Source organism: Salmonella sp. SSDFZ54 (genome assembly GCF_004010735.1).
Lineage (GTDB): Bacteria > Pseudomonadota > Gammaproteobacteria > Enterobacterales > Enterobacteriaceae > Salmonella > Salmonella enterica.
The window spans coordinates 3,647,412-3,664,992 of record NZ_CP034819.1 but is presented as its reverse complement, the minus strand read 5'-3'; the positions used below and the strand labels follow the sequence as shown (position 1 = coordinate 3,664,992).

The 17,581-nt window shown below is 52.8% G+C and carries 19 protein-coding genes; 6 read left to right on the top strand and 13 right to left on the bottom strand.

From position 1 onward, the window contains the following. The 9 genes from EOS97_RS18050 to EOS97_RS18010 all read right to left on the bottom strand — a co-directional run bounded on the left by EOS97_RS18050 (position 1) and on the right by EOS97_RS18010 (position 7,564). Entirely contained in the window at positions 1–474 is a 474-nt protein-coding gene (locus EOS97_RS18050; RefSeq protein ID WP_000505788.1) for a YbjO family protein, read from the bottom strand. Positions 475–547: 73 nt separating this feature from the next. Further along, on the bottom strand, positions 548–1,393 hold the full coding sequence (gene potI / locus EOS97_RS18045) for a putrescine ABC transporter permease PotI (protein ID WP_001061629.1): 846 nt from the start codon (positions 1,391–1,393) through the stop codon (positions 548–550). Then, positions 1,390–2,343 (bottom strand): putrescine ABC transporter permease PotH, encoded by a 954-nt coding sequence (potH, locus tag EOS97_RS18040; RefSeq protein ID WP_000105453.1) that lies wholly within the window; start codon positions 2,341–2,343, stop codon positions 1,390–1,392. Before potH ends, potI begins: the two co-directional genes overlap by 4 nt. Positions 2,344–2,352: 9 nt before the next feature. Continuing rightward, positions 2,353–3,486, bottom strand: coding sequence for a putrescine ABC transporter ATP-binding subunit PotG (potG, locus tag EOS97_RS18035; protein ID WP_001000698.1), 1,134 nt, complete (start codon positions 3,484–3,486; stop codon positions 2,353–2,355). A gap of 87 nt (positions 3,487–3,573) precedes the next feature. Then, positions 3,574–4,686: a spermidine/putrescine ABC transporter substrate-binding protein PotF gene (gene potF, locus EOS97_RS18030; RefSeq protein ID WP_000125769.1), complete on the bottom strand. Its 1,113-nt coding sequence runs from the start codon at positions 4,684–4,686 to the stop codon at positions 3,574–3,576. A 348-nt stretch (positions 4,687–5,034) separates the two neighbouring features. Further along, positions 5,035–5,511: a YbjN domain-containing protein gene (locus tag EOS97_RS18025; protein ID WP_000624810.1), complete on the bottom strand. Its 477-nt coding sequence runs from the start codon at positions 5,509–5,511 to the stop codon at positions 5,035–5,037. A 96-nt stretch (positions 5,512–5,607) separates the two neighbouring features. Then, a complete protein-coding gene (gene rimK / locus EOS97_RS18020; protein ID WP_000684361.1) occupies positions 5,608–6,510 on the bottom strand; it encodes a 30S ribosomal protein S6--L-glutamate ligase in 903 nt (300 codons plus the stop codon). Positions 6,511–6,567: 57 nt separating this feature from the next. Further along, the gene (gene nfsA / locus EOS97_RS18015; RefSeq protein WP_000075300.1) at positions 6,568–7,290 is read right to left on the bottom strand and encodes a nitroreductase NfsA; all 723 of its coding nucleotides are present in this window, start codon (positions 7,288–7,290) and stop codon (positions 6,568–6,570) included. After that, positions 7,286–7,564, bottom strand: coding sequence for a YbjC family protein (locus tag EOS97_RS18010; protein ID WP_127836184.1), 279 nt, complete (start codon positions 7,562–7,564; stop codon positions 7,286–7,288). The genes nfsA and EOS97_RS18010 overlap by 5 nt, the downstream gene beginning before the upstream one ends. A gap of 169 nt (positions 7,565–7,733) precedes the next feature. Between EOS97_RS18010 and EOS97_RS18005 the strand changes: the two genes are divergently transcribed. Continuing rightward, on the top strand, positions 7,734–7,997 hold the full coding sequence (locus EOS97_RS18005; RefSeq protein ID WP_000495513.1) for a GrxA family glutaredoxin: 264 nt from the start codon (positions 7,734–7,736) through the stop codon (positions 7,995–7,997). Between the two features lie 31 nt (positions 7,998–8,028). Here EOS97_RS18005 and EOS97_RS18000 read toward each other — a convergent pair whose 3' ends face one another. After that, entirely contained in the window at positions 8,029–8,406 is a 378-nt protein-coding gene (locus tag EOS97_RS18000) for an inner membrane protein YbjM (protein ID WP_000680850.1), read from the bottom strand. A 270-nt stretch (positions 8,407–8,676) separates the two neighbouring features. On the opposite strand from EOS97_RS18000, the gene EOS97_RS17995 reads away from it, so the two are divergent. Beyond that, positions 8,677–10,362, top strand: coding sequence for an aspartate:alanine antiporter (locus EOS97_RS17995; protein ID WP_001024853.1), 1,686 nt, complete (start codon positions 8,677–8,679; stop codon positions 10,360–10,362). Between the two features lie 116 nt (positions 10,363–10,478). Here EOS97_RS17995 and EOS97_RS17985 read toward each other — a convergent pair whose 3' ends face one another. Next, complete coding sequence (locus EOS97_RS17985) at positions 10,479–11,099, bottom strand: TetR/AcrR family transcriptional regulator (protein ID WP_000661870.1); 621 nt, start codon at positions 11,097–11,099, stop codon at positions 10,479–10,481. Between the two features lie 167 nt (positions 11,100–11,266). Here EOS97_RS17985 and EOS97_RS17980 point away from each other — a divergent pair, with 167 nt between their 5' ends. Next, positions 11,267–12,478, top strand: coding sequence for an MFS transporter (locus tag EOS97_RS17980; RefSeq protein WP_000217430.1), 1,212 nt, complete (start codon positions 11,267–11,269; stop codon positions 12,476–12,478). Next, the gene (locus EOS97_RS17975; protein WP_000023551.1) at positions 12,475–13,290 is read left to right on the top strand and encodes a Cof-type HAD-IIB family hydrolase; all 816 of its coding nucleotides are present in this window, start codon (positions 12,475–12,477) and stop codon (positions 13,288–13,290) included. Before EOS97_RS17980 ends, EOS97_RS17975 begins: the two co-directional genes overlap by 4 nt. Positions 13,291–13,343: 53 nt before the next feature. Here the strand turns inward: EOS97_RS17975 and EOS97_RS17970 are convergent, their stop codons facing one another. Beyond that, a complete protein-coding gene (locus EOS97_RS17970) occupies positions 13,344–14,576 on the bottom strand; it encodes an MFS transporter (RefSeq protein ID WP_001181284.1) in 1,233 nt (410 codons plus the stop codon). 312 nt (positions 14,577–14,888) lie between these two features. On the opposite strand from EOS97_RS17970, the gene ybjG reads away from it, so the two are divergent. After that, the gene (ybjG, locus tag EOS97_RS17965) at positions 14,889–15,497 is read left to right on the top strand and encodes an undecaprenyl-diphosphate phosphatase (protein WP_023181381.1); all 609 of its coding nucleotides are present in this window, start codon (positions 14,889–14,891) and stop codon (positions 15,495–15,497) included. A 71-nt stretch (positions 15,498–15,568) separates the two neighbouring features. Further along, a complete protein-coding gene (deoR, locus tag EOS97_RS17960) occupies positions 15,569–16,327 on the top strand; it encodes a DNA-binding transcriptional repressor DeoR (RefSeq protein ID WP_000450106.1) in 759 nt (252 codons plus the stop codon). A 44-nt stretch (positions 16,328–16,371) separates the two neighbouring features. On the opposite strand, the gene dacC is transcribed toward deoR, so the two are convergent. Next, the gene (gene dacC / locus EOS97_RS17955) at positions 16,372–17,574 is read right to left on the bottom strand and encodes a serine-type D-Ala-D-Ala carboxypeptidase (protein ID WP_000195712.1); all 1,203 of its coding nucleotides are present in this window, start codon (positions 17,572–17,574) and stop codon (positions 16,372–16,374) included. Between the last annotated feature and the right edge of the window lie 7 nt (positions 17,575–17,581).

Genomic DNA, 17,581 nt, shown 5'->3' with positions numbered 1-17,581 from the left:
TTATTGCAGCCGGAAGAACCGACGGCTGGGAGCGGGAATAAACAGCAGAAACAGAATTAAAAGATCGGGGAGTTTTTGCATGACCAGGGAATGCAGGATATCACGCTTCGATTCTCCCGCGATGCTAAACAACTCCGGATACCCGTAGCCTAACGACGCCGCCCACAGATATCCGCTCACAATAATTTGTGTCGCCAGGTACACCCAGCGCGCCCAGCTACGGCCTTTCACCAGCGAAAACGCACAATAAATTTCAACAAAGACCAGCACTAAGCTGGCCAGAAAGACCAGGGTTAAGCTCCACGTCTGCACGCTACGATGAATAAACTCGCCCATCCCGCGTATGCCGAGGGTATTCATAATCATCAGCACATCGAGACCGCGAATCAAAATAATCGCCATAGCCGCAACCTGCACCAGCGTAGGCACATTTAAACGGGCATGTGATGAGGTTGATTGCTTTATAAATCCCAATGAATGTCTTCCCTGAAAATGATGCCGCGACCCGCGCGGCAACGCATTGCCATAGTGGAAGATTTTAGTGGCTTCAGCCGCGTCTTGCACGCTGGATATCGCGAATCCGCTGTTTTTCCGCTCGCGCCATCAGGTACCAGGCAATAAATCCGACGATTCCTACCACACCGAGGATTAACGTCGCCAGCGCGTTGATTTCCGGGTTCACGCCCATGCGCACGCTGGAGAAAACCAGCATCGGTAGCGTGGTGGCGCCGGGACCGGAAACGAAGCTGGCAATCACCAGATCGTCAAGGGAAAGCGTAAAGGCCAACAGCCAGCCCGAGATCACCGCTGGCATGATCATCGGTAACGTAATGACGAAAAAGACCTTCAACGGCGCCGCGCCAAGATCCATCGCCGCCTCTTCAATCGAACGATCCAGTTCGCGTAATCGCGAAGCGATCACCACTGCCACATAGGCGGTACAGAACGTGACGTGCGCCAACCAGATGGTCAGCATCCCGCGATCGGAGGGCCAGCCGATAGCATGGCCGAGCGCGACAAACAGCAGCAGCAGCGACAGCCCGGTAATCACATCCGGCATCACCAGCGGCGCGGTGATCATAAACGCAAAGCCGTTTGCGCCGCGAAACCGTCCAAATCGCACCATCACCACCGCAGCAATGGTACCGAGCACCACCGCCATCGTCGCCGCGCAGGCGGCAATTGTCAGGCTTAGTCCCACTGCGCTCATCATGGCGGTATCCCGAAAGAGCTCGCCATACCAGCGCGTCGACCATCCCGCCCACACCGTCACCAGCTTCGAACTGTTAAACGAGTAAATCACCAACATTAACATCGGCGCATAGAGAAAAGTAAACCCCAGCACCAGAATCAGAATGCGCCAGGGCGAGCGAACGACCGGTAAGTTATTCATCCGTGCTCCCCCACACTTTTTTGCTGATGTTTATGGAACCACATGATCGGGACTATCAGCAGCAGCAACATAATAATGGCGACCGCAGAAGCCACCGGCCAGTCGCGGTTATTGAAAAACTCCTGCCACAGGACGCGACCAATCATGATACTGTCCGGCCCGCCAAGCAGTTCCGGGATCACGAACTCGCCCACCGCCGGGATAAAAACCAGCATCGAGCCGGCGATGATTCCGCCTTTGGTGAGCGGGACAATGATGCTAAAAAATGTTTTCAGCGGTCGGGCGCCGAGATCCAGCGACGCTTCCACCAGCGAATAATCAATGCGCGTCAATGCGGTATAAATGGGCAGTACCATAAACGGCAGATAAGCATAAACAATGCCGATATAGACGGCCAGGTTAGTGTGCAGGATCGTCAGCGGCTGATCGATAACCCCGAGCCACAGCAACACATTGTTCAGCACGCCGTTGTTTTTCAAAATGCCCATCCAGGCATAGACGCGTATTAAAAAAGACGTCCACGAGGGCAGGATCACCAACAGCAGCAGGATATTGCGCGTGGAGGGCTTGCTATGCGCCACCGCCCACGCCAGCGGGTAGCCCAGCAGCAGGCAGCAGATCGTGGAAATACCGGCAATTTGTAACGATTGCAGATAGGCTTCGAAATAGAGCGGATCGTCGGTCAGTTGCAAAAAATTGCCGAGGTTGAGCGTAATCGACAACTGACCGTCAGCCCATTCCAGCAGATCGGTATACGGCGGGATCGCCCGCGCCATTTCCGCCAGACTTATCTTAAAGACGATAAGAAACGGCAGTAAAAACAGAAGAATGAGCCAGATATAAGGCAAAGCAATAACCAGCTTACGCCCATGTTTCATTTGCATTCGCGCCAACCATAGCGCCGCGCCGCCAGGTTTACTGATGCGTGCCGGAGGTTCAAGTGTGCTCATGTTTACCCCTTATACCGTCAGGACCACGCAGCTATCCGCTTCCCAGCACAAACGCACTTCATCGCCCCAGGTCGGTAACCCTTTCCGGTAACGGTGCGCATTCTGCAGTTGAGCGCTGATCATCTGCCCGCTTTTTAGCCGCACATGATAAATAGACAGATCGCCGAGATACGCAATATGCGCCACTTCGCCGACGGCGAAATTATAGCCATCGGCAGGCGGCGACTCACACAGCATGATTTTTTCCGGACGTAGCGCCACATATACCGGCACATTATCAACGACAGAGGCATCTGCATCGACTTTTAACGGATGAACCAAACCGGGCGCGTCAATGACCAGACCGTCCTCTTCACGCGCTTTCAGTAAGCCCTCAAAAACATTTACCGATCCGATAAATTCGGCGCTGTAGCGGGTCGTCGGATGCTCGTAAATCTCCTCCGGTTCGCCAATTTGCACAAATTTTCCACGGTTCATGATGGCAATGCGCCCCGCCATCGTCATCGCTTCTTCCTGATCGTGCGTCACCATGACGCAGGTCACGCCGACGCGCTCAAGGATATCCACCACTTCAAGCTGCATCCGGTCGCGTAATTTTTTATCCAGCGCGCCCATCGGTTCATCCAACAAGAGCAGCTTAGGACGTTTCGCCAGGCTGCGCGCCAGGGCCACGCGCTGACGCTGACCGCCGGAAAGCTGATGCGGCTTACGTTTTGCAAACTCCTGCATGTGCACCAGACCCAGCATCTCATTGACGCGGCTGGTAATCTCCGCCTTCGGCAGTTTGTCCTGCTTCAGACCAAAAGCGATGTTCTGCTCTACCGTCATATGCGGAAATAACGCATAGGACTGAAACATCATATTAATCGGACGCTGATACGGCGGAACATGCGCCAGATCGACGCCGTCGAGCATAATTTGCCCGCTGCTCGGCGGTTCAAAACCTGCCAGCATCCGTAGCAGAGTCGATTTTCCACAACCTGACGCGCCCAGCAGGGCAAAAATCTCGCCTTTATAGATAGTCAGACTGACATCATCGACAGCATGTTGCCCGTCGAATGACTTCGTCAGGTTGCGAATTTCCAGAAGCGGCGTCAGCGCTTTACGGGTTTTCACCTGCGGGCGGTGGGGGACATCATTCACAAGGCGCTCTCCGGCATAACACAATCAAACGATACAAACGGTGGAATGCCCGATAGCGCACGCTTATCAGACCATACCGTTAATAAATTACTTACCGCTTTTCACCTTCGTCCATGCGCGGGTGCGGACGCGATCAATCTTCGGCTCCTGCACTTTCAGGGTAAACAACTTGGCCCGCACATCCGCCGGCGGATAAATTCCCGGGTTATCGCGCACCTGCTGGCTGACCAGCGCCGTCGCCTCTTTATTCGCATTGGCGTAGAAAACGTGATCGGAAATATGGGCAATCACATCAGGGCGCAGCAGATAATTAAGGAACTGGTAGGCCTCGTCTTTATTTTTGGCGTCAGCCGGCATGGCAAACACATCAAAAAACGCCATTGCCCCCTCTTTGGGGATCGAGAAAGAGATATTGACGCCATTTTTCGCCTCTTTCGCCCGGTTAGCGGCCTGCCAGACATCGCCCGCCCAGCCAATGGCTACACAGGTATCGCCATTAGCCAGATCGTTAATGTATTGCGAGGAGTGGAAATAGCGAATGTTTGGCCGTAGCTTCAACAACAGATCGGTTGCCGGGCCGGTGTAGTCATCCGCTTTGCTGCTATTCGGATCTTTACCCAGATAGTTCAGCACGGTGGCAAAAATTTCTTCAGGCGCATCAAGGAAAGAGACGCCGCAGCTTTTTAGCTTCTCCAGATTTTCCGGCTTGAGGACTAAATCCCAGCTATTCACTGGCGCATCATCTCCCAGCACCGCTTTCACTTTATCAACGTTATAGCCAATGCCCGTCGTGGCCCACATGTAGGGCATGGCGTATTTGTTGTCAGGATCGTGCTTCGCTACCAGTTTCAGCAGTTCAGGATCGAGGTTTTTCCAGCCGGGAAGTTTGCTTTTATCCAGCGGCTGAAAAACGCCCGCGGTGAGCTGGCGCTCAAGAAAACTGGCCGATGGCACCACCAGATCGAACCCGGTGCTGCCTGCCATTAACTTGCCTTCCAGCACTTCGTTAGAGTCAAAGACATCATAGATAACGTTAATCCCGGTCTCTTTTTCAAAGTTCGCCACCGTGTCCGGCGCGATATAATCTGACCAGTTATAAATGTGCAGCGTTTTTTGTTCGGCAGCGAGCGTGCCGACAGAGACGACCATCAGAGCACCCGCAACCAGACCCGATAGCCATTTTTTCTTTAAGGCGGTCATCATCGCTTTCCTTCTAAAATCCGTTAACAAATGAACCCATTAGGCGTGGTTTAAAACATGCCTGAAATGTGCATACCTTTTCATTTGATACAAATGAAGAAGAGAGGTCGCCCTCCCTGCCATCAAGCTCGCTATAGAAGCTTCGCAAGAATAACTTTAGCTAAGGTTTGAGGCTATAGCCCAGATTAAAAAACGCCTTTTATCAATTTTTTATGCAGGTTTTGTCTATGTGATAAAGCGAAATGGTCAGAAAGGAGGTGAATAATTCTTTAAATAAAGGTTAACAGCAGCATAAAAAAACGTAAACAGCAGCCGCGCTGGCAGCGACTGCCTGATTATCGGGAGGGATCAGTGAAGAAAATGGTCAACCGCGCTGGTTTTTTGCGCGTCTTCTTCCGCGTTAAACAGAAGCTGATGCGCCCCGGCCTCAAGGATCACCATAGAAATCTGCTCTTCACTTTGGCGAACAAACCATTCGAACTGTTCGTAGGTGACGCCTTGCATAACGGATAAAGACTGGCACACAACCAGTTTTGGCAGATTATCATCCTGCATATCGAGAAAGGCTTTTACCGTCAACGAACTGGCGTTGATAGCAGAGAGATCGGCCGCCAGCGGCAGCAACGCGGAAGGCCTGACCTCCGCCATCGCGGAAAAAAGAATGGTGTTGTCCACCAAATCGATTTTAGCATCGTAGACGCCGTCAAAATTCTGCATATGCGGCAAATGCAGCGCCTGGCAGGTATCACATTCGAAGAAATTCATGCCCAGGTCGTCGAGCCATTGACGCAACGTATCCAGAGTGGGAACGACCAGTGATATCATAATAATGTGCTACCTCTTACGATGACGATGAAAAAATTACCGGCACAGCTTACGCAAAAAGCGTGCTTCGTACTACGGCGGAATCCACGATTGCGATTAGCCGCCGATTTTAAGGCAAAATTCAGGCGTAGCGTGACGTTCTATCCACTGAATCATTCGCCCCGCGATATCCACGCCCGTAGTCTTTTCGATACCTTCCAGTCCCGGCGAGGCATTCACCTCCATCACCAGCGGCCCGCGCGCGGCGCGTAAAATATCGACACCCGCCACATCCAGCCCCAGCGTTTGTGCGGCTTTGATGGCGATATCCCGTTCACGGGGCGTGATCGTCGCGATGCTGGCCACCCCGCCACGATGAAGATTGGAGCGAAAATCACCGGCTTTCGCGCACCGCTCAATCGCCGCCACAACCTCATTGCCGACGACCAGACAACGAATATCGCATCCTTTAGCTTCGGCAATGTATTCCTGAACCAGGATATGGGCATTGAGCCCCCGAAACGCATCAATAACGCTTTCAGCAGCCTGACGCGTCTCCGCCAATACCACGCCGATCCCTTGCGTGCCTTCTACCAGCTTCACGACCAGCGGCGCCCCGCCAACCATCTTAATAAGATCGCTGGTATCATCCGGCGAATGGGCGATCCCGGTAATGGGAAGATCGATCCCCTGGCGCGCCAGAAGTTGTAGCGATCGCAGCTTATCGCGCGCGCGGGTAATGGCGACGGATTCATTCAGCGGATAGCTACCCAGTAGCTCAAACTGACGTAGCGCAGCGGTACCATAAAAGGTAATGGCCGAACCAATACGGGGAATAACGGCGTCAAAATGGGGCAGACGACGCCCCTTGTAATGGATCGACGACGCTGCCGGATTAATATTCATATAGCAGGAAAGAGGATCGAGTATCTCGACCAGATGGCCGCGCCGCATCGCCGCTTCGCGCAGACGTTTGCAAGAATAGAGCGTTCCATCCCTGGACAATATGGCAATTTTCACCCTGCACCTCGCTGAAAACCCTGAAAAGCCCGCGTATCATACACTGGCCCGCAGGTTTTAGCGCGTCGCCCAGCCCTGTTTATGCAAATATTCAAGGATAAATGGGCGATTTTCTTTAATCAGGGTGCGACGGATATGATCGCTCCAGGTATCGCGTCGCGTATTACTGCCGCGGGTCAGATAATACTCAGCCAACTGCTCGTCATAGCGCGCCAGCAGCTTTTCATCAAGCGGTTGATACTGGTTCTCATGAACCACAAGCTCGGCAGGCAGGCGCGGTTTCAGATCCGGATTATCCGCAGGCCATCCCAAACACAGGCCAAAGAGCGGCAATACATGCTTCGGCAATTTTAACAGTTCGGTAACAGACTCAATATTGTTACGGATGCCGCCGATATACACGCCGCCTAATCCCAGTGATTCCGCCGCCGTCAGCGCATTTTGCCCCATCATCGCCGTATCGACGACACCGAGCAGCAGTTGTTCGGCAAGCCCCAACTGCGCGTCAGGACAGATCTGCAAATGACGATTAAAATCGGCGCAAAATACCCAGAACTCAGCGGCCTGCGCCACATGCTTTTGCCCGCCCGTCAGGGGCACTAACGCCTCACGCAGCGCCCGATCGGTAATACGGATAATAGAGCTGCACTGTAAAAAACTGGAACTGGACGTACTGCGCGCGGCGGCAATAATGGCCTCTCGCTGCGCGTCAGTCACGGGTTCATCGGTGAAATGGCGAATAGAACGATGGCCACAAAGAAGTTCAATGGTCGGACTAATTATGCTTTTCTCTATCTGAACGGGAAGAAATGTCGGGTGGACGTTTCATCAACTGCGGCGCCAGTAACTGCGCAATACGCCACATCATCGCCACCGCGGCGGGGAGGATCAACACGACGCCCAGGAAAACCATCAATACGCCAGCCAGCGGCGTATTGAACGGCGCGGGCAGCGTAAGGTAATGATTAAGCGATAGCAGAGCAAGCGCCAGCAAAATCATACCGAGGCATTCCAGTATCAGTATGCTTTTGGGTAACACGCCAATCGTTCGCATATCAAGCCTCCCGGTTAACTGACGCACAGTGTAGAACGTTCTGGTCCGGCGTGCTTAACAGATATAGCCCTGGGTTATCAAAGGAACAGGCGTAACCTGCTTTTCATCTGCCGTAAATAGCGGCATGATAACACCTGTTCGCCGTCTGGCTTTATGTTCGAGGAGAGATATGTTTACTGTTATTTTTGGCCGCCCAGGGTGCCCTTATTGCGTGCGTGCAAAAGAGTTGGCGGAAAAACTGAGCAAAGAACGCGACGATTTCAACTACCGCTATATTGATATCCATGCTGAAGGCATTACTAAAGCGGATTTGGAAAAAACCGTAGGTAAACCTGTAGAAACCGTACCGCAGATTTTTGTCGATCAAAAACATATCGGCGGCTGTACGGATTTTGAAGCATGGGCAAAAGAAAATCTGAATCTTTTCGCCTGATTGCTCTGGCAACGCCCTCTGCCGGAGGGCGCTATCGGCGTTTTTTTCGCCGGTGGCTAAACAGGCTGCTAATAAACAAATAGCAGAGCGCGCCTAACGCACACCAGAATACGGCGCTAAATAACCACGCCAGTTCTTGCCAAAACGATCGGGTAGGCATAAATACCACGCGCATTAACACCAGGCAAAACGGCGCCGCCAGCATCGCCCCGATCAGCGGTCGGATCACCTCGCGTCGGTGAGAACAAAAACTGGCCACCGCGCCAGGTAACGTAAAAAATAACAGTCCAATCTCAGGATGCCCTGCCGCGCGAAAAGCGCCTTGTACATGCATAGTTAATGAAAGACACACCACAATAAAGAGTACAAAGCAGCAGACAACGCTTGCCCACCCGTGTTTATGTTTCAATCGTTCCTCCTGACACTCTCTATCGAACACGCTTTCCGCCGTGAGGCATCCAGTCAGATAAAGTCATGTGGCATTCCATGCCAAAAACACACCTGCACGATTCTTATAGCCGTTAGTACGCAATAAGATTAAACTAGCAGGATATATTGTTGTGTTGTTTTTATTTGGATGCTGTATGCAATACGATTGCACCCTTAATTCATGATAAAAACAGTAGCGTAAATTACCATTTCTTTCAACAGCTTACTCGTAAACAAGAAGTTAGTCTCCGTGAATATAAACGTCGCAGATTTGTTAAATGGGAATTACATCCTGTTATTATTTGTGGTCCTGGCTCTTGGCCTGTGTCTTGGCAAGTTACGTCTGGGTTCAGTCCAACTTGGTAATTCCATTGGCGTTTTAGTGGTCTCTCTATTATTAGGGCAGCAACACTTTAGTATTAACACCGACGCGCTAAATCTGGGATTTATGCTGTTTATTTTTTGTGTCGGCGTCGAGGCTGGCCCCAACTTTTTTTCGATTTTTTTTCGCGACGGTAAAAATTATCTGATGCTTGCCCTGGTCATGGTCGGTAGCGCTCTGCTAATCGCCTTAGGCCTTGGTAAGCTATTCGGCTGGGATATCGGCCTGACGGCCGGTATGCTGGCCGGCTCAATGACTTCCACGCCCGTGCTGGTTGGCGCAGGCGATACCCTGCGACATTCCGGCATCGCCAGCACCCAACTCTCCTCCGCTCTTGATAATCTGAGCCTGGGCTATGCCCTGACCTATCTGATTGGGCTGGTCAGTCTGATCGTGGGCGCGCGTTACTTGCCTAAACTACAGCATCAGGATTTGCAAACCAGCGCCCAGCAAATTGCTCGCGAGCGCGGTCTGGATACCGATGCTAATCGCAAAGTTTATTTGCCGGTTATCCGCGCCTATCGGGTTGGTCCGGAACTGGTGGCCTGGACTGACGGTAAAAACCTGCGCGAGCTGGGTATTTACCGCCAGACAGGCTGCTATATCGAACGTATTCGCCGTAACGGTATTCTGGCGAACCCGGATGGCGATGCGGTGCTGCAAATGGGCGATGAGATTGCGCTGGTCGGCTATCCGGACGCGCACGCCAGGCTCGATCCCAGCTTCCGTAATGGTAAGGAAGTGTTTGATCGCGATCTGCTTGATATGCGCATCGTGACGGAGGAAATTGTGGTGAAAAACCACAATGCGGTCGGTCGCCGCCTCGCTCAGCTCAAGCTGACCGATCATGGCTGCTTCCTTAACCGCGTCATCCGCAGCCAGATCGAAATGCCTATCGACGATAACGTCGTGCTGAATAAAGGCGACGTGTTACAGGTGAGCGGCGACGCCAGACGCGTAAAAACCATCGCCGATCGCATTGGTTTTATTTCAATCCATAGTCAGGTGACGGACCTGCTCGCCTTCTGCGCTTTTTTTATCATCGGGTTAATGATCGGGATGATTACCTTCCAGTTCAGCAATTTTAGTTTCGGCATCGGCAACGCGGCCGGATTGCTGTTCGCCGGGATCATGCTCGGTTTCCTGCGCGCTAACCATCCTACCTTTGGTTATATTCCGCAGGGCGCGCTTAACATGGTGAAAGAATTCGGCTTGATGGTATTTATGGCAGGCGTTGGTTTAAGCGCCGGCAGCGGTATCAGTAACGGTCTGGGCGCGGTCGGCGGACAAATGCTGATCGCCGGGCTTGTCGTCAGCCTGGTACCGGTGGTGATCTGCTTCTTGTTTGGCGCTTATGTGCTGCGCATGAACCGGGCGCTGCTGTTCGGCGCCATGATGGGCGCGCGTACCTGCGCCCCGGCGATGGAAATCATTAGCGATACGGCGCGCAGTAATATTCCAGCGCTGGGTTATGCGGGGACTTACGCTATCGCCAACGTTCTGCTAACGCTGGCGGGGACGCTTATTGTCATCATCTGGCCGGGGTTAGGATAAAACTGAAGTTTGCCTTTAAGTGAAAAAATTTTGCCAATAGGTCGAACTTTTCGTTAAAGCATCAGTCATACCTATTGCCACTGCTTTTCTTTGATGTCCCCATTTTGTGGAGCCCATCAACCCCGCCATTTCGGTTCAAGGTTGGTGGGTTTTTTGTTGCCTGACGCAGAGTGACACGACATTGACGCTCCGGCGATTCGCTTTACCATCTGTAAAATCGCTTCACGCGCCAGCGGCGTTCGATCCGTTACAAAATGCAGCGTCATCCCCTCGATAAACGCATCCAGCGCTCGGGCGGTCTGCGCGTCAAACCACTGCGCCAGCGTATTCTGGCTACGCTGCATCCAGTTTTGCATGACTATTTTTAACGCTGGCTTATCGCTGGCATAGGCATATAACTGATACATTAACGCCATATTATCCGGCGTCGTAACCTGCGAGCCGTAAATCATTTCCGTTATCGCCTGGCACGCCCCCTCCGCATCCGTCACCTGCGCAAAAAAATCCTGGTATTGACGCGACATGTTCTCGGTGAAAAGTGTAAAAGCTTCACTCAATAACGCATCCATACCGGCAAAATAGTAGGTCATCGAGCCAAGCGGCACCTGAGCGATAGCGGCGATTTTCCGGTGCGTCACGGCATGAACGCCATAGGTCTTTACCGCTTCCAGTGTGGCCTGAATTATTTTTTCCCGTCGCTTAGGATCATTGGCGCGTCTTACGGCATTTTCTTTCATGATGAGTTCCACATCTCATTCAGGATGCAGGCGATAGTAGCCTGCCGCTTACGCTGAAAAAACAGACAGTAAAAACTGTCTGCACAACGAAGTATGACGGCGATATGTACAAATGTACACAAGCTTGCTAATGTTTACCTCTCGCTTCTATTTTCTGGCCTGACGCTATGACCGTCCTCTCCTCACGTAATGCCTTAAAACGCCGTACCTGGGCGCTGTTTATGTTCTTCTTTTTACCCGGACTGCTGATGGCCTCCTGGGCAACCCGAACGCCTGCTATTCGGGATATTCTTTCCGTCTCTACCGCGGAAATGGGGGCGGTCTTATTCGGGCTTTCTATCGGTTCAATGAGCGGTATTCTTTGTTCCGCCTGGCTGGTGAAACGATTTGGCACCCGGAAGGTTATTCGCACGACGATGACCTGCGCAGTAACCGGGATGGTTATTCTTAGCGTCGCGCTGTGGTGTGCCTCGCCGCTGATTTTTGCCCTTGGATTAGCCGTTTTCGGCGCCAGTTTTGGCGCAGCCGAAGTGGCGATTAATGTCGAAGGCGCGGCGGTCGAACGCGAGCTGAATAAAACCGTTCTGCCGATGATGCATGGTTTCTACAGTTTCGGCACGCTGGCGGGCGCTGGTGTCGGCATGGCGTTAACCGCATTAAGCGTCCCGGCTAACATCCATATCATCCTCGCGGCTGCCGTGGCGATCGCGCCCATTTTTATCGCCATTCGGGCGATCCCTGACGGTACGGGTAAAAACGCATCGGAAGATGCTCACCTTCAGGAAAAAGGATTACCTTTTTATCGGGACATCCAGCTTTTGCTTATTGGCGTGGTGGTGCTGGCAATGGCATTCGCCGAAGGCTCTGCGAATGACTGGCTGCCGCTACTGATGGTAGACGGACACGGTTTTAGCCCAACCTCCGGCTCTCTGATCTACGCCGGTTTCACGCTTGGTATGACCGTTGGCCGCTTTACCGGCGGCTGGTTTATTGACCGCTATAGCCGGGTGACGGTTGTTCGCGCCAGCGCGTTGATGGGAGCGCTGGGCATTGGCCTGATTATTTTTGTCGATAGCGACTGGGTTGCCGGCGTCTCGGTCATTCTTTGGGGCTTAGGCGCTTCGCTCGGCTTCCCGCTGACTATTTCCGCCGCCAGCGATACCGGTCCCGACGCGCCGACGCGCGTGAGCGTTGTCGCCACGACCGGCTATCTGGCGTTTTTGGTCGGGCCGCCGCTGTTGGGCTATCTGGGAGAGCATTATGGATTACGCAGCGCCATGATGGTTGTGCTGGCGCTGGTTATTCTGGCGGCGCTGGTGGCGAAGGCCGTCGCCAAACCTGTATCGACTCCGCAACCGGTGATGGAGCATAACGCATGAGTATTAAATTAATCGCCGTCGACATGGACGGCACGTTTCTGAGCGATCAAAAAACCTATAACCGTGACCGGTTTATGGCGCAGTACCAACAAATGAAGCGGCAAGGCATTCGCTTTGTCGTGGCCAGCGGCAACCAGTATTACCAGTTAATCTCGTTCTTTCCGGAAATTGCGCACGAAATCGCTTTTGTCGCGGAAAACGGCGGTTGGGTGGTCAGCGAAGGCGAGGATATTTTTAACGGCGAGCTGACAAAAGCCGACTTCCAGACGGTTGTCGAACACCTGCTCACACGCGCCGATGTGGAGATTATCGCCTGTGGAAAAAACAGCGCCTACACGCTGAAACGGTACAACGATGCGTTAAAAGCCGTTGCGGCAATGTATTATCATCGTCTGGAGTTTGTGGATAATTTTAATAATATCAACGATGTTTTTTTCAAATTCGGCCTTAATATTACCGATGAACGGATACCGGAAGTACAGGCGGCGCTGCACGACGCCATTGGCGATATCATGGTCCCCGTTCATACCGGCTATGGCAGTATTGATTTAATAATTCCCGGCGTGCATAAAGCCAACGGCCTGCGTCTGTTACAGCAGCTCTGGGGCATTCATGATAGTGAAGTGGTGGTATTCGGCGACGGCGGCAACGATATTGAGATGCTGCGTCAGGCCGGGTTTAGTTTTGCCATGTCGCACGCCAGCGAGGCGGTCGCGGCGGCGGCGAAATACCGCGCCGGATCGAACAACCAGGAAGGCGTGCTGGATATCATCGACAGCGTATTAAACAACGAGCCGCCGTTCAACGTCTAGCGGATGCCTCTCTATGCCTGATAACAGAAAGCTTATCAGGCGTAGCCGCTCTCTCAGACTGTTTGCAAATTCCCCGTCCGCTTATCTTTTAAGAAGACCAGCATCAGCAGTAGCCAAAGAATACCGTTTGCCAGATTAAACAGGCTAAATAACCCATTGCCGCCGCTTAACCAGGCGTGTTTACTGACTTCAATGCCAACGGTAAAAATCAGCATTTGTAGCATTCCCATCGCCGCCGAGACCGTTCCTTTACTCATATCGCTGGAAAAGAGCGTCAGACGCACCAGTCCGGCATTCGCCAGCCCAATGCCAAAAGCGTATACGCTTAATCCCGCCGTCATCCATAAATAAGCATGGGATGAAACCACCGTCGCCGCCGCGGCGATGATCAGCCCCGCGACGATAGGCCAGCCGCCCATCACGATCAGCGAGCGAACCGTACGTCGGGAGGTTAAACGCGCCAACACCAGATTACCGGCAATGAGCGCGCCAAAAACGGGCACCTGCAGCAGACCATATTCATAGCTGCTGAGCTGTTCGCCGCTAATGATGATAATCGGCGACTGCGCAATCCAGGCCAACAGCGGCAGGCTGACAAATCCCAGCGCTAACGCCCCTGCGACGAACCGCCGGTTTTTTATCACCAGTCGATAATCCCGGCCCAGCGCCTTAAATGACAGCGTTTCGCCCCGCCGCGTGGCGGTCTCCGGCATTGCGCGCTGTAGCCCGAAAAAGGCGATAGCGGCCAGTGCGGCAAATAAAATAAACATCCCCTCCCACGGCAGAACATGCACCCATGCCGCCCCAACCAGTGGTCCCAGTAGCGGCGCGATTAACGCCACGTTCGCCATCAGCGCGGTAATTTTTATACACACCGCTTCCTCAAAGGATTCCTGAATCGCGGCATACCCTACAGCGCCGATAAAACACAGGCTAATCCCTTGCAAAAAACGCAGGAATGTAAATTGTTCGATGTTTTTCGCCAGTAACGTCGCCAGGCAGGTGACAATAAACCACACGACGCCCGCCAGCATCACGGGACGACGGCCAATCCGGTCAGACAACGGGCCAAGCAGCCATTGTAAGAACATACCGCCCGCCAGATAAGCGGTCATGGATGTCGGAACCCAGTCCAGGCCCGCCTGATACTGCTCAACCACCGCCAGCATACCCGGCTGGATCATGTCGTTGCCAATATAAGTAGAAAATTCGTACAGCACCAGACAGAGAGGAAAAAGTAGCGCCTGACGTCCCAGCCTGCCGCCTGATTGTAAACGATTCTGCATACCATCTCTTCGCCAATAAAAACCGCGCAGAGTGTAATGAAAGTCGGGGAACTGAGATAGCGAATTATGAGGCTGCAAGGGAAATAGCGCACATTTTTACAGAAAGCCGCTTAGCGCTTGCGTGCTTTAAGGTTAATTTAAGTTTGCGCCGTTATCATCGACATTATTTTATGCCATTGTCTTAAATCTCTTCATGTTGCCGCCAAATAAGACAATACTGCTTTTCCTCTCTGTTACGCTGCATTTATGCTCAGTTTGCACGGGGATGAGCTGGCTATCCCTTTTGATTTCATTGCTCCGAGCCTGGATGTTATGCTGGAAAACCTTAACAACTCGCTGTTTTATTTTATTAACGCCACGCCTGATTCCGCGCAGTGGACGATTTCGCTCGCTATCTTTATCGCCAAAGATGTCATCAACATCGTCCCGCTCTTAGCCGTGGTACTCTGGCTGTGGGGTCCCCGCGATCGGGTCTGCGCCCAGCGCCAGCTGATCGTTAAAATCGGCATCGCGCTGATTATCAGTCTGGCGGTCTCCTGGACAATGGGACACCTTTTCCCGCACGACCGTCCGTTTGTCGATCATATCGGCTATAACTTCCTGCATCATGCCGCCGATGACTCTTTCCCCAGCGATCACGGTACGGTGATTTTTACCTTTGCGCTGGCGTTTTTGTTCTGGCACCGCCTCTGGTCAGGCATCGTGATGATGGCGATAGCCATGACCATCGCCTGGTCGCGCGTCTATCTCGGCGTACACTGGCCGTTAGATATGATTGGCGCGCTGCTGGTAGCGATGCTTGGCTGCCTGAGCGCACAGCTGATCTGGCAGTGGTACGGCGCGCCGCTCTACCAGGCGCTGCAACGTTGTTACCGTTTCTGTTTCGCATTGCCCATTCGAAAAGGCTGGGTACGTGACTAAATAGCGAAAAAAAGAGTAATATTAAGCGCTCTGTATGGTGCGGAGCGCTTATTTAACTCTCCAGGGGAACTATGGAAACGCGACGCGACGAGCGTATTGGTCAATTGCTGCAGGCCTTAAAACGCAGCGATAAACTTCATCTTAAAGAAGCCGCGACCCTGTTGGGCGTCTCTGAAATGACCATTCGTCGCGACCTGAACCATAAAAGCGCGCCTGTCGTGTTGCTGGGCGGCTATATCGTACTGGAGCCCCGCAGCGCCAGTCATTATCTGTTAAGCGATCAAAAATCTCGTCTGGTGGAAGAAAAACGCCGAGCCGCTCAGCTGGCTGCGGGCCTGGTACAAGCGCATCAGACGGTATTTATTGACTGCGGCACCACCACGCCGTGGATCATCGAAGCCATTGATAATGACCTTCCCTTTACGGCGGTGTGCTATTCACTTAATACCTTTCTGGCGCTGCAGGACAAACCCCATTGCCGCGCCATCCTCAGCGGCGGGGAGTTTCACGCCAGCAACGCCATTTTCAAACCGCTTGATTTCCATGAAACGTTAAACAATATTTGTCCGGATATCGCGTTTTATTCCGCCGCCGGGGTTCATACCAGTAAAGGCGCTACCTGCTTTAATCTGGAAGAGCTGCCGGTAAAACATTGGGCCATGACAATGGCACAGAGCCATGTACTGGTGGTGGATCACAGTAAATTCGGCAAGGTACGTCCGGCGCGGATGGGGGAATTATCACGCTTTGATACGATTATCAGCGACCGCCGTCCCGATGAGGCCTTTGTGGCCTACGCTAAAGCGCAACAAATTACTCTGATGTATTAACTGCCCGTTGCCGGATGCGACGCGCACCCGGCAACGGAGTTATTTTACGAGAACCAACTGCCAAACCACTGATGGAGTTTCATCAGCACAAAATCCCACATCCGGCTGAAAAATCCCCCCTCCTCGACGTTTTCCATCACCATTAACGGGCGTTGCTCAATGGATTTTCCGTTAAGCTGGAAATCGATGGTGCCGACAACCTGCCCTTTCTTCAACGGCGCCGTGAGCTGTGGTTCGTTCAACGTAAAGCTGGCCTTCAGGTTTTTAAGCTGCCCACGCGGAATCGTCACAGACCCCGCATCGCCCGCCCCCAAATTGACCTCACGCTTATCGCCAAACCAGACCCGTTGCGTCACGAATGTCGCGTCAGGTTTAATCGGCGTGACCGTTTCAAAGAAGCGGAAACCCCAGGTCAACAGTTTTTCTGACTCATTAAAACGAATACGGTCCGTTTTCGCCCCCAGCACGACAGAGATCAGGCGCATATCGCCCTGGGTGGCGGAGGCGACAAGGTTATACCCAGCGCCTGCCGTTGTCCCCGTTTTCATGCCGTCGACATGCAGATTGGTGCTCCACAACAGGCGGTTGCGGTTTGGTTGACGAATATTATTAAAAGTAAATTCTTTCTCTTTATGAATGGCGTATTCGTCAGGCACATCGTGAATCAAGGCCTTGCCGAGCAACGCCATATCGCGAGCGGTACTGAACTGCCCTGGCGCATCAAGACCGTGTACCGTCTGGAAGGTTGTATTGGTTAACCCCAGTCGTTTCGCATAGGCGTTCATCAGGCCGATAAAGGACTCCTGGCTTCCGGCGACGTAGTCGGCAAGCGCGATACAGGCATCATTACCTGACTGAATGATGATGCCTTTATTAAGATCCGCCACCGACACCTGATCGCCTGGCTTCAGAAACATCACCGACGACCCACGTAGCGCCGGGTTCCCCGTCGCCCAGGCATCTTTGCCCACCGTTACCATATCGGTTAGCTTGATTTTCCCTGCCTTCAGCGCCTGGCCCACCACGTAGCTGGTCATAATTTTTGTCAAACTGGCAGGGTCGAGTTTCTCATCGGCGTTGCCTTCCGCCAGTACTTTACCGCTGGCGTAATCCATTAAGATCCAGGCTCGCGCATCAACGCCCGGCGGCGCGATCGTTTGTTCCTCTGCCTTTACAGGCGAAGCGAAAAGGAATAAGAGAACCGAACCTGCCGCGAGGCTACGAAGGGAAGAAGCGTATTGCGTCATAGTACCA

Excerpts from the sequence above, each read along its gene's own strand:
- EOS97_RS18005 (WP_000495513.1), top strand. The coding sequence starts at position 7,734 with ATGTTTACTGTTATTTTTGGCCGCCCAGGGTGCCCTTATTGCGTGCGT.
- EOS97_RS18010 (WP_127836184.1), bottom strand. The coding sequence starts at position 7,564 with ATGCGAACGATTGGCGTGTTACCCAAAAGCATACTGATACTGGAATGC.
- potH (WP_000105453.1), bottom strand. The coding sequence starts at position 2,343 with ATGAGCACACTTGAACCTCCGGCACGCATCAGTAAACCTGGCGGCGCG.
- EOS97_RS18025 (WP_000624810.1), bottom strand. The coding sequence starts at position 5,511 with ATGATATCACTGGTCGTTCCCACTCTGGATACGTTGCGTCAATGGCTC.
- potI (WP_001061629.1), bottom strand. The coding sequence starts at position 1,393 with ATGAATAACTTACCGGTCGTTCGCTCGCCCTGGCGCATTCTGATTCTG.
- EOS97_RS17970 (WP_001181284.1), bottom strand. The coding sequence starts at position 14,576 with ATGCAGAATCGTTTACAATCAGGCGGCAGGCTGGGACGTCAGGCGCTA.
- EOS97_RS17980 (WP_000217430.1), top strand. The coding sequence starts at position 11,267 with ATGACCGTCCTCTCCTCACGTAATGCCTTAAAACGCCGTACCTGGGCG.
- ybjG (WP_023181381.1), top strand. The coding sequence starts at position 14,889 with ATGCTGGAAAACCTTAACAACTCGCTGTTTTATTTTATTAACGCCACG.
- EOS97_RS17975 (WP_000023551.1), top strand. The coding sequence starts at position 12,475 with ATGAGTATTAAATTAATCGCCGTCGACATGGACGGCACGTTTCTGAGC.
- potF (WP_000125769.1), bottom strand. The coding sequence starts at position 4,686 with ATGACCGCCTTAAAGAAAAAATGGCTATCGGGTCTGGTTGCGGGTGCT.
- EOS97_RS17985 (WP_000661870.1), bottom strand. The coding sequence starts at position 11,099 with ATGAAAGAAAATGCCGTAAGACGCGCCAATGATCCTAAGCGACGGGAA.
- deoR (WP_000450106.1), top strand. The coding sequence starts at position 15,569 with ATGGAAACGCGACGCGACGAGCGTATTGGTCAATTGCTGCAGGCCTTA.
- dacC (WP_000195712.1), bottom strand. The coding sequence starts at position 17,574 with ATGACGCAATACGCTTCTTCCCTTCGTAGCCTCGCGGCAGGTTCGGTT.